The following is an 11,446-nucleotide window of genomic DNA, read 5'->3' as shown; positions in this document are numbered from 1 at the left end:
TTTTTATATTTTTCTCAAACAGCAAATAAAAAAGCCATCTGTATAAAAATCATCAGGATAGATATGCAACATGTCATCTGTGATACAATTTTTAGCTTTTCCTTCCACTTCAACCGGAATTCTTTCAAATTCAGGTTGCTCTGTTAGAAACTTAGCGACGGTCTGATCATTCTCTTCAGTGGTTATTGTACAAGTACTATAGACTAGAAGTCCACCACTTTTTAGTTTTGGGGCAACTTGTTTTAAAATATCCAGTTGGATGGCTTGTAACTGTTTAAAGTCTGATTCCTTTTTTGTATATTTGATATCAGGCTTGCGGCGCATCAATCCTAGCCCTGAACATGGTGCGTCAACTAATATCCGGTCAAAAGTAGCATCAGCAAAAACGGTATCTACTTGTCGAGCATCTAGCGTCATGCCTTCAACGACTTCTCCAACATGGAGACGGTCGGCATTTTCTTTGATCAGATTTACTTTATGTGCATGAAGATCCAATGCTGTCACTTTCCCTCCAGCATCTTTTGACAAATACTGGGCAATATGGGTCGTCTTTCCGCCTGGTGCTGCGCATGCGTCTAATACTTGATGATCTGGTGCCACCTTTAAAGCCGGCGCAACCAGTTGAGAAGATTCATCTTGAATCGTTAACTTTCCTTCTTTAAATAAAACAGAAGATGCAAAGTGCCCAGAATCTGCCACGATTCCTACAGAAGAAAGCTCACTTGGCCGAGGAGAAAAACCCTCTTCCTTCATTGAAGATAACGCTTCTTCCATAGAAATGAAATGAGGATTGAAACGTGCACTTGGGTGGCTCGGCAGCAATAGTGAGAGGCCCAGTGCTTTTGTTTTTTCAAAACCGATTTCACAAACAAATTTTTCAACGAGCCACTTTGGCATACTGACTTCAACGCTTAGCCTTTCGATTGGGTCTTTGATCGCTTCAATAGATGGGAACCCTTTCCTCTCAGCATTTCTTAAAACACCATTGACAAATTGACTGATTCCTTTGAAATGACCACGTTTTTTTGCAATTTCAACTGCTTCGTTGACAACAGCATGTATTGGGATCCGTTCCAAATAAACCATTTGATAGACAGAAAGACGTAACAAATTTCTGACCCATCCATCTAACTTCTGATTTTTTTTAATAAAAGGCGTCAAATAATAATCTAACGTCAGCTTTCGTTGAAGGACACCATATACTAACTCAGTTAGCAAGTGAGCATCGACTGAGCTGAGTGATCGTTTACTAATCGTATCATTGATCAATAAATTAGAATAAGAACCACTTTTTTCAATTTTTTCCAAAATCGTCATGGCTTGATAACGACTGGTTTGCTGGATATGCTTTTCATTTGTCATCTTAGTCGAATTTTTCTCCTACTCTTAACTGATTCCCCACACCGCTTAAATAGGCAGGTGTATCCATTTGTTTTTTGCCTGAAGGTTGCAAAACATCTATGGTTAAGGTCGTTTGATCGCCGCAAGCTATGATCAGTTGATTTTTGTCGAGCGCCACGATTGTTCCCGGTTCTTTGTCTGTTGTTTCTTCCAAAGGAGTAACAGCATGGATTTTGATCCGTTTTCCGTCTAATTCAGTATATGCTCCTGGCCAAGGACGCATCCCTCTCACTTGATAGTCGATTTCTTGAGCAGATTTTTGCCAATTTATCTTTTCTTCTTCTCGTTTGATGTTTGGAGAAAAAGTGACTTTTTCTTCATTTTGAGGAACAGCAGTAATATTGCCTTTCAATAATTCAGGCAGTGTGTCGATCAGTAAATCTCTTCCCAACAAGCTCAAACGGTCAAACAAGGTGCCCACATCATCTTCTCTTGTGATGGTTAGCGAGCGTTGTGCCAGAATATCTCCAGCATCCATTTTCTTTTCCATATAAATGATAGAGATACCCGTTTCTTTTTCACCTTTGATCAATGCGTAATGCACAGGGGCACCGCCACGATATTTTGGCAATAGCGAAGCATGTACGTTAATGGCACCAAAAGTTGGAACATCTAACAACTTAGTCGGCAAAAACTGTCCGAATGCTGCAGTGACGATAAGGTCAGGCTGCCACTCAATGATTTGTTCCATTTCTTTTGATCCAGAAATTTTTTCTGGTTGCAAGACAGGTATCTCGTGTTTCACGGCTGCTTCTTTTACAGGCGAGGGTGTTAAAATTTTTTTTCTTCCTACTGGTCTATCCGGTTGGGTTACAACACCGATCACTTCATATTCTGATGAAATGAGTGCTTCTAAAATCGGCACAGAAAATGCCGGCGTTCCCATAAAAACGATTTTTGTCATTTTTTCATCCTCTTTTCTAAATAAAGTCCATCGGTTCTGAATCGATCGCGATCTGCAGCCCCTTGCTGATTTCCTTTTGTGATTGATTTAATAACTGATGCAACATTGGTTTCAGCATCGGTTCATACTTATATTTGATGAGTATTTGATAATAATATTTTTTATTGACTCTAGCAATCGCTTTAGGGGTAGGACCTAAAACAATCGTATCTTTTTGCAAATGAGGAAGTAAAAAATGAATGATTTCCTGCATTTTTCTAGCTGCTATCCGTTCTTCTTCGTGGCTTGCCGTAATAGAAACCGTAAAGTAATAGGGTGGATAGTTTCCTTGGTGACGAACATTCATCTCCATTTGATAGAAATGGTCATAATCGTGTTTTTGGGCAAACTGAACCGCATAATGCTCTGGATTAAAGGTTTGCACAACCACTTCTCCTATTAAATCTGCTCTTCCGGCTCTGCCGCTGACTTGTGTTAACAATTGAAAGGTTTTCTCGCTTGAACGAAAATCTGGCAACCCTAGTGCAGTGTCCGCATTCAACACCCCTACTAACGTAATATTAGGAAAATCAAGTCCTTTAGCAATCATCTGAGTTCCCAGCAAGATATCCGCTTCTTGGTTTCCAAAAGCTGTCAGCAGCTTCTCGTGAGCACCTTTTTTGCGCGTCGTATCAACATCCATGCGAATCACACGTGCATCTGGAAAAACAGCTTCTAATTCCTCTTGTACTTTTTGCGTACCTGTTCCATAATAACGAATTTTTGGGCTATGACAGACTGGACATTGATGTGGAATGGCTTCCTCATGACCACAATAGTGACATTTCATCGTTCGGGTATCCATATGCAGTGTCAGTGAAATATCACAATTAGGGCACGGAAGGACAAAGCCGCAATCTCGACACATGACAAAAGAAGAATAGCCGCGACGATTCAGAAGCAAAACGATTTGTTCCCCTTTCTTAATGCGATCGCGAATACCATCTTGTAAAGGAATAGAGAAACTGGACCGATTTCCTTCTTTCATTTCTTGTCGCATATCGACGACTTTGACAAGCGGTAAAGCTTTTTTATTGACCCGTTCAGGAAGTTCCAGCAACTGATAAACTTTTTTCTGTGCCCGAGCCCTTGATTCTAGAGAAGGTGTGGCACTTCCTAAGATAACTGGACACGAATGATATTTTCCGCGCCAAATCGCTGCATCACGCGCATGATACCTAGGATTTTCACTTTGTTTATAAGAAGATTCATGTTCTTCATCTATAATGATCACACCAATATTTTTAACAGGAGCAAAAATAGAAGAACGAGCGCCCACGACAACTTTTGCTTCTTCTCTTTCTATTTTCCGCCACTCATCATATTTTTCTCCAACAGACAAACCACTATGCAGAACAGCTACTTCATCTCCAAAGCGTCCTTTAAAGCTTTTGACCATTTGCGGTGTTAAGGCAATTTCAGGCACTAGCATCAGAGCCGTTTGTTTTTTTTCTAAAACGGCAGCGATCGTTTGCAAATAGATTTCAGTTTTTCCGCTTCCTGTTACACCTTTTAATAAAAACACATCATCCCGCTGTTCGTTGACAGCATGATGAATAGCTTCAAAAGCTTTTTGTTGCGCACTTGTTAACGGCAGCGGTTTAGTCCGTTCAAAATCGATGTGTTCAAAAGGATCACGATAGACTTCTTCTTCAACAATCCTTAACCAACCTTTTTTTTCAGCCTCTCGCACTGAAGCTGACTGAATAGCGTAATCTTTTTTCAACGCTTCTGTACTCGATCTCTTTTTGCTTAAAGATAGCTGCTGCAATACATCCAACAGCTGTTTTTGCTTTTTAGCTGTTTTTCTCAAACCCGCTTTTTCTTCTTCCAGTTGTTCAAAAGACAGTCTAGGTTCTATTTTTCTGATTTTCTTTTTATTGACTTTGTCTTTTACAATATAAACTGTTTCTACGGCTTCTTTTTTCTTCAGCTCTGCCATTTTCGGCAAAACACCTCGATCTTCCGCTTCTTGCCAGCTGATTTCATTTTTCCCTTTAAACAAATCAAAAAAATGATCTTCTGGGATTTCATCAATCAAACGAATTTTCTTTTCATACGTTGATTTTAAAGCAGCAGGCAGCATCGTTTGATAACAGGTGATCTGAAAGCTGAAAGTTTTGTCTGCCATTTCTTTTCCTAATTGAAGCAATTCTTCATTTAAAACAGGATAAAGATCCATGACATCTGTAATCTTCTTTAATTCACCTTCAAAGGCTGGTTGATCGACGATGTTTACCACAAAACCTTGAACTTTTCTGCTGCCCTTTCCAAATGGCACTTCTACCCGCATTCCAGGAACGATTTGGTCTTGATAGGCAGTCGGTATATAGTAATCATAAGGTTGATTGGTCTGCATCGTTGGAACGTCAACAATCACTTTGGCAAATAGATCCAACTTTTTCCTCACCTTTGCTTTCTTAATTTTCCTGCGATTTCATCTAAGATCAAAGCAGCTACTTCCTTTTTACTCCGTACAGATACCGAAATAGGGTCTTTGTCCGTTGTAAAAATCGTCACTTCATTTGTGTCTTTGTTAAACCCAGCTTGTGGATTCGATACATCGTTTGCGATTATCATATCAGCTTTTTTCTTTTGCAGTTTGCTTTCAGCATAGCGGGCAACATCATGTGTCTCAGCTGCAAAGCCTGCTAAGTATTGATGTTGCTTATGCTTGCCCAAGTAAGCTAGAATATCTTTTGTTTGTTTCATTTTTAATGTCATCTCTTGATTGCTACTTGTTTTTTTCATTTTCTGTTTCTCTTGATGATCCGGTTTATAGTCTGAAACAGCTGCAGCCATAATCACAATATCGCTTTCCTGATAATGTTTGTTCATCTCTACAAACATGTCTTCAGCAGATTCAACAGCAACAACAGAAACGCCAAAAGGATTTGGCAACCCTGAAGCTGAAACTAGTGTCACTTCCGCTCCTGCATCGCGAGCAACTTCTGCCAACTGATAGCCCATTTTTCCAGATGAATCGTTTGTGATATAACGTACTGGGTCAATTCTTTCTTTCGTTCCGCCTGCTGAAATCAGCACTTTTCGACCTGTTAGCGCAAGCGAAGAATCAAGGCGAATAAGATGAAGCTGAAGCATCTCAATAATCTTTTCAGGTTCCGGCATACGCCCTTTTCCTTCATATCCTTCTGCTAAAAATCCGGTATCTGGCTCCATCAACATACGGCCGTCTTTTTTCAATGTTTCCATATTCCGTACAGTAGCCGGATTCTCGAGCATATGAGTATTCATAGCAGGAACGATAAAAATAGGAGCTGTAGTTGCCAGTAAAGCTGTAGAAACAAAATCATCCGCCATTCCGTTTGCCATTTTAGCTATGATATTAGCAGTAGCCGGCACAACTAAAGCAGCATCTGCCCAGTCTGCTAAATGAATATGACTGACTGATTCTTTGTCTTCTTTGTCAAAGATTTCTGTATAGACCGGTTGTTTCGTTAAAATTTGAAAGGTGTAAGGGGTGATAAACTGAACAGCGGATTGAGTCATCGCCACTTTTACCTGGGCGCCTTTTTTGATCAATTGTCTAACAAGATCCGCTGTTTTGTATACGGCAATTCCCCCACAAAGGTAAACAGCGATTTTTTTGTCTTTTAACATATTCTGTCCCTCTTTCCTATTACACTCTTTTATATTTTACTAGAAAAAACTGCTTTTTTCCATACTCCTCCTGATTCCTATTCTATTCATCTGTGCTTAAACATTTTTCTCTTTATGCGACACATCAACATTGCTTTCTAAGAAGCTTCCGTCTGATGATTTTCACAGTATGTGTCTTCTGAATATCCTGCCTACACCGTCAAAAGAGCAAAAAAAAGTGCTCTAAAGTTTAGATTCAACCTTAAAGCACTGATCATATACATCCGTATTTATTGTTTGTCCGGTCCTACTGTTTTGGGATCGATCACTAGATCGCCCGCTGCAACTTCTTCTAGCGCTTTGCCCACATTCTTATAAGACTTATAATCTTCTAACATCTGCATAGAGCCGCCATCTAATTCACGAGCTCTTTTACTTGCTACAGTAACTAAAGAATATTTAGACTCGATTTTTTCTAATAATGTATCAATAGAAGGATATAACATCATCTTCCTTACATCTCCTCAATAATTTTTCTATACTGATTCACAACTCGAGGCACTTTTAAATGCTCACTCTCAATAATATGCTTGATTTTATTTACAGCATTTTCGACTTTATCATTTTCTACGGCATAATCATAATACCGCATCATTTTGATTTCTTCAACGGCTTTTTCTAAACGTTTCTCTACCACAGCCATTTCATCTGTTCCTCTGTGCATGATCCGTGATTTGAGTTCTTTGATATCTGGCGGTGTCAAGAAAATAAAAACTCCTTCAGGCATTTTTGAACGCACTTGCATTGCTCCATTGACTTCGATCTCTAAAAAGACATCTTGTCCACTGTTTAAAGTATCTTCAACATACTTAAGGGGTGTACCATAATAGTTGTCAACATACTGAGCATACTCCAGCAGGCCGCCGCTTTCGATCAACGCTTCAAATTCTTCTTTTGATCTAAAGAAGTAGTCGACACCATCTTTTTCTCCAGCTCTCATTTTTCTGGTTGTCATAGAAATCGAGTACGCAAAGTCCATTTCACCACTATCAAAAATTGCTTTTCTAACTGTACCTTTTCCCACTCCTGAAGGTCCAGAAAGAACAATCAATATCCCACGCTCTGTCATGCTTTTAACCATCCTATCTAAAAAAACTATGACTCATTAAAAACTGCTCTATGCTTTTTCGGCAGAGTTTCTAAAGAACTCCTCCAGTTTTTTCATTTCTTCGTTGCTGAGCGTAATACCTTTGCCCATCTTTTCGTGATCCGGTGACCAAGTCCGTAAATCGAATTTTGGTGCATTTCCATTCCAGCTGACCAGATTCAATTCTTTTCGCCAGCCTTTGTTGTTCTCAGAAAGGACTAAAATATTTTCCAAAATCTCAAAAGAAATTTTACTAGGCATACGTTTCACCTCTTTTAACTAGAGATACAGTTTTTTAACGGTTCTTTTTTTATCTTTACTGATTAGTGTACCATAAATCAAGTGGATGAAACAGGACTTTTATGAATGTTTTCGATTTCACTTATTTTGATAGCTTCTTTACATTGATGTCCATCGGTTTTGTGAATATAAATAAGACAAGAGGACATCCCCTTGCCTTATTTAAACATCAAAATGATCAAAAAATAATCCTCGCATACGAGTGCATTGTAAACTTTTTTCCATCGGCACGAGATCTAATAGAGCGATCACCATGATTTTCATTATCCCATGTCTTTGACTTTCATCAAACGCGTAATTTCAGCACGTTCATTTTCATCTAGTTTCATTTGAATAAAGTAAATGGTTTCTTCTAGTTGAGGAATCGTTCGGTACTCAAGCGCATTTACTCGACGTCTTGTCCCTTCGATTTCATCTGCCAGCAGCTGGCAAGTTTTTTCAATTTCCGACAATTCAAGCAACTCTGTCATGACTTCTGCCATCTCAGCTACAGATTCATCCAGTTCACTGTTCGAGTTTAAATATCCGTATTGGATATCACTTGAATCTTCACCTTCAAAATCAAAATTCATGACTGGAACGCGTACACTCATGACATTTTTTTCATAAATGTTTAAACTGACGGTTCTTGGCGGTACAGCCACCAATTCTTCAATATACTTCTCATTCAATAAAGATTTTGCCATTACAAATGATTGCATGGCATTGATCAGTTTCTCTTCTACCGCTGCACGCAAGGCATTGTTCTTTTTGACTAACGAAATAAATTGACGCATCAGTTCATCTTGTTTATCTTTTAGTAATTTATGTCCACGAGATGCCATACTCAATCGTTCTTTTAAGTTTGCCAACTCCATTCGAGTAGGATTGACATTTAACTTAGCCATTTAGACTCACTCCCCTTTTTGTGGTAAGTATTCGTCTAACATATCGTCTTTGATCCGTTTCAATTCAGTTCTTGGCAAGATAGACAATAATTGCCAACCTAGGTTTAAGGATTCTTCAATAGAACGGTTTGTATAGAAACCTTGGTTAACATACTCTTCTTCAAACTTAGTTGCAAAGTCAGCGAATTTCTTATCTGTATCTGTCAGTGCTGAATCTCCCAATACGACGGCCAACTCTTTTGCTTGTTTTCCTTCTGCATAAGCAGCAAATAATTGGTTCATGGTCGCAGCATGGTCTTTTCTTGTCTTGCCTTCACCAGTTCCTTTATCTTTCAAACGTGACAAGGATGGCAATACATCAACTGGAGGTTCGATTCCGTTATTGTATAACTCACGAGAAAGAATGATTTGTCCTTCTGTGATATAACCTGTCAAGTCTGGAATTGGATGTGTTTTATCATCTTCAGGCATGGTCAAGATCGGAATCTGCGTCACAGAACCTTTCAATCCTCTTATTCGACCAGCACGTTCATACAAGGTAGCCAAGTTTGTGTACAAGTAACCAGGATAACCACGACGCCCCGGCACTTCCCGACGAGCAGCTGAAATTTCGCGTAAAGCTTCACAATAGTTGGTCATGTCAGTCATAATAACGAGCACGTGCATATCTTTTTCATACGCAAGATATTCAGCTGCCGTCAATGCCATTTTTGGGGTTGCGATCCGTTCGATAGCCGGATCATTTGCTAAGTTCAAGAACATCACTGATCGATCGATCGCCCCTGTTTTTCGGAAGTCTTCCATGAAAAACTCAGCTTCTTCAAATGTAATCCCGATGCCGGCAAAAACAACAGCAAATTTTTCATCCGAATTCAAAACAGTTGCTTGACGCGCAATCTGAGCGGCCAATTCTTTATGCGGCAAACCAGAACCTGAGAATACGGGCAACTTTTGTCCACGTACCAAAGTATTCAAATGGTCGATCGTAGAAATCCCTGTTTGAATAAATTCATCAGGATAATCACGAGCCATTGGATTGATTGCTTCACCGTTGATATCTAACATTTTTTCTGGAATGATATTCGGGCCGCCATCATTGACTTGTCCCATACCATTGAAGACACGTCCAACCATATCTTCTGAAACCCCTAATGATAGAGGTTTACCTGTAAAGCGGACTTTTGTATCTCTTAAGTTGATTCCTGCAGAACCTTCGAAAATCTGTACCATTGCTTTATCGCCAGCGATCTCAAGAACTTGTCCTCTTCTCTTTTCGCCGTTTTGCATTTGAATATCGACCAACTCGTCAAATTTAACGCCTTCGACACCTTCAACAGTCATTAGAGGTCCTACAACTTCATTAATTGTACGGTATTCTTTAAGCATTTTCTTCCATTCCTCCTCTTTCAACTATTTGGTGGATGGTTTCTTTTACCGTTTCACGAATGGTCTTAAATTCTTCAATTTGATCTTCATGGATATATTTTCCACGAGCGATCCGGTCACGGACTTCAATCGTACCTTCCATGATCTCATCAAAGTAAGCACCTAATTCCATACCATGGTTGGCTTCATCTTCAAAGGATAGAATCGTTGTCAACATTTCAAATTGCTTTTGAATAGAGGTGTAAGTATCTACATCATCAAATGCATTTTGTTGCAGATAGTCTTCCCGAATCATCCGAGAAACAGCTAATTTCAAGCGATCTCTTTCAGACAAGGACTCAGCACCAACTAATTGGACGATTTCTTGCAGTTCAGCTTCGTCTTGCAGCAAAGCCATGCTGCGGATGACCATGTTTGTCCAATCTGTATCTAACTCTTTACCGATATAAGCTGTCATTTCATTTTGATAAAGAGAATAGGACTCTAGCCAGTTGATAGATGGGAAGTGACGTTTCTGTGCTAAACTGCTATCTAGTCCCCAGAAAACTTTTGCTACCCGCATCGTATTTTGCGTAACGGGTTCTGACGTATCTCCACCTGGAGGCGAAACGGCACCAATCGCTGTAATGCTGCCTTCGCGTCCTTCATTCCCTAAAGCGATCACTTTTCCGGCACGTTCATAAAATTCTGCGATCCGACTTCCCAAGTAAGCAGGGTAACCTTCATCACCTGGCATTTCTTCTAAACGTCCAGACATTTCACGTAGCGCTTCTGCCCAACGAGAGGTTGAATCCGCCATGATTGCAACACTATAACCCATATCTCGGAAGTATTCAGCAAGCGTGATACCTGTATAAATAGAAGCTTCACGTGCAGCAACCGGCATATTAGATGTATTGGCAATCAGAATGGTCCGCGCCATGATTGATTCGCCTGTGTTTGGGTCGATCAACTCAGGAAACTCGTTGATAACGTCTGTCATTTCATTTCCGCGTTCACCGCAACCTACATAAACAACGATATCTACATCGGCATATTTAGCAATTTGGTGCTGAACAACTGTTTTACCGGCACCAAATGGTCCAGGAACAGCAGCAGATCCGCCTTTTGCTACAGGAAACAGCGTATCGATCACGCGTTGACCTGTGACTAAAGGAGCCGTTGGATTAAGCTTTCTTGCTGTTGGGCGACCACGGCGAACCGGCCATTTTTGTGTCATGGTCAATTCTTTGTCGCCTTCTTCTGTTTCAATTACTGCAACCGTTTCGGTGATGTTGAATGCACCTTGTTCAAGTTTTTTTACGGTTCCTTCGATTCCGGCTGGAACCATGATTTTGTGCAGAACAACAGGTGTTTCTTGCACGGTTCCAATCACATCGCCTGTGGTCACTCGTGCACCAACTTCAGCCGTTGGAACAAATGTCCATTGTTTTGTCCGATCAAGCGGTTCTACAGCAACACCCCGGTTTAGAAAGTTGCTCTCAACTTGTTCTAAAAACTTGTCTAATGGACGTTGGATTCCATCAAACATTTGAGAAATCAATCCAGGAGCAAGTTCAACTGATAATGCTTCACCCGTTGATTCTACTGGTTCGCCAGGTCCAACCATTGAAGTTTCTTCATATACTTGGATAGAGGCAATATTACCTCGCATTTCAATAATCTCGCCAATTAAACCAAGATTTCCAACTCTACAGATATCTTGAATATTGGCTTCTTCCATCCCTTCAGCCGTTACAAGCGGACCAGAGACACTTACGATTTTACCTTTGTTCAAACTGG

The 11,446-nt window shown here is 40.1% G+C and carries 10 protein-coding genes; all 10 read right to left on the bottom strand.

The window, feature by feature from the left end; translation table 11 throughout:
- Positions 1 to 3: 3 nt before the first annotated feature.
- Positions 4 to 1,362 carry a 16S rRNA (cytosine(967)-C(5))-methyltransferase RsmB gene (gene rsmB / locus BM057_RS03560; protein ID WP_092091520.1) on the bottom strand — a complete coding sequence of 453 codons (1,359 nt, stop codon included), beginning with the start codon at positions 1,360 to 1,362 and terminating at the stop codon, positions 4 to 6.
- A gap of 1 nt (position 1,363) precedes the next feature.
- Positions 1,364 to 2,305 (bottom strand): methionyl-tRNA formyltransferase, encoded by a 942-nt coding sequence (gene fmt / locus BM057_RS03555; RefSeq protein ID WP_092091518.1) that lies wholly within the window; start codon positions 2,303 to 2,305, stop codon positions 1,364 to 1,366.
- 16 nt (positions 2,306 to 2,321) lie between these two features.
- Positions 2,322 to 4,742: a primosomal protein N' gene (gene priA / locus BM057_RS03550; RefSeq protein WP_092091516.1), complete on the bottom strand. Its 2,421-nt coding sequence runs from the start codon at positions 4,740 to 4,742 to the stop codon at positions 2,322 to 2,324.
- A gap of 8 nt (positions 4,743 to 4,750) precedes the next feature.
- Positions 4,751 to 5,965, bottom strand: a complete 1,215-nt coding sequence (gene coaBC, locus BM057_RS03545) for a bifunctional phosphopantothenoylcysteine decarboxylase/phosphopantothenate--cysteine ligase CoaBC (protein WP_092091514.1) — start codon at positions 5,963 to 5,965, stop codon at positions 4,751 to 4,753.
- Positions 5,966 to 6,234: 269 nt separating this feature from the next.
- Entirely contained in the window at positions 6,235 to 6,453 is a 219-nt protein-coding gene (rpoZ, locus tag BM057_RS03540) for a DNA-directed RNA polymerase subunit omega (protein ID WP_047391293.1), read from the bottom strand.
- A 5-nt stretch (positions 6,454 to 6,458) separates the two neighbouring features.
- Positions 6,459 to 7,073 carry a guanylate kinase gene (gmk, locus tag BM057_RS03535; RefSeq protein ID WP_047391291.1) on the bottom strand — a complete coding sequence of 205 codons (615 nt, stop codon included), beginning with the start codon at positions 7,071 to 7,073 and terminating at the stop codon, positions 6,459 to 6,461.
- 48 nt (positions 7,074 to 7,121) lie between these two features.
- Complete coding sequence (locus BM057_RS03530) at positions 7,122 to 7,352, bottom strand: YdbC family protein (protein WP_047391288.1); 231 nt, start codon at positions 7,350 to 7,352, stop codon at positions 7,122 to 7,124.
- Between the two features lie 302 nt (positions 7,353 to 7,654).
- The gene (locus BM057_RS03525) at positions 7,655 to 8,278 is read right to left on the bottom strand and encodes a V-type ATP synthase subunit D (RefSeq protein WP_092091512.1); all 624 of its coding nucleotides are present in this window, start codon (positions 8,276 to 8,278) and stop codon (positions 7,655 to 7,657) included.
- Between the two features lie 6 nt (positions 8,279 to 8,284).
- Positions 8,285 to 9,664, bottom strand: coding sequence for a V-type ATP synthase subunit B (locus BM057_RS03520; RefSeq protein WP_047391282.1), 1,380 nt, complete (start codon positions 9,662 to 9,664; stop codon positions 8,285 to 8,287).
- Positions 9,657 to 11,441, bottom strand: coding sequence for a V-type ATP synthase subunit A (locus BM057_RS03515; RefSeq protein WP_047391279.1), 1,785 nt, complete (start codon positions 11,439 to 11,441; stop codon positions 9,657 to 9,659). The genes BM057_RS03520 and BM057_RS03515 overlap by 8 nt, the downstream gene beginning before the upstream one ends.
- Positions 11,442 to 11,446 lie beyond the last annotated feature (5 nt).

Origin of the sequence: Pisciglobus halotolerans (genome assembly GCF_900113675.1) — a bacterium.
Taxonomy (GTDB): domain Bacteria; phylum Bacillota; class Bacilli; order Lactobacillales; family Carnobacteriaceae; genus Pisciglobus; species Pisciglobus halotolerans.
This window is presented reverse-complemented; position numbering and strand designations above follow the sequence as displayed.

What these genes read in the sequence shown, in the direction of transcription:
- rsmB (WP_092091520.1), bottom strand. Translation starts at nt 1,362, where the DNA reads ATGACAAATGAAAAGCATATCCAGCAAACCAGTCGTTATCAAGCCATG.
- fmt (WP_092091518.1), bottom strand. Translation starts at nt 2,305, where the DNA reads ATGACAAAAATCGTTTTTATGGGAACGCCGGCATTTTCTGTGCCGATT.
- coaBC (WP_092091514.1), bottom strand. Translation starts at nt 5,965, where the DNA reads ATGTTAAAAGACAAAAAAATCGCTGTTTACCTTTGTGGGGGAATTGCC.
- rpoZ (WP_047391293.1), bottom strand. Translation starts at nt 6,453, where the DNA reads ATGATGTTATATCCTTCTATTGATACATTATTAGAAAAAATCGAGTCT.
- gmk (WP_047391291.1), bottom strand. Translation starts at nt 7,073, where the DNA reads ATGACAGAGCGTGGGATATTGATTGTTCTTTCTGGACCTTCAGGAGTG.
- BM057_RS03530 (WP_047391288.1), bottom strand. Translation starts at nt 7,352, where the DNA reads ATGCCTAGTAAAATTTCTTTTGAGATTTTGGAAAATATTTTAGTCCTT.
- BM057_RS03525 (WP_092091512.1), bottom strand. Translation starts at nt 8,278, where the DNA reads ATGGCTAAGTTAAATGTCAATCCTACTCGAATGGAGTTGGCAAACTTA.
- BM057_RS03520 (WP_047391282.1), bottom strand. Translation starts at nt 9,664, where the DNA reads ATGCTTAAAGAATACCGTACAATTAATGAAGTTGTAGGACCTCTAATG.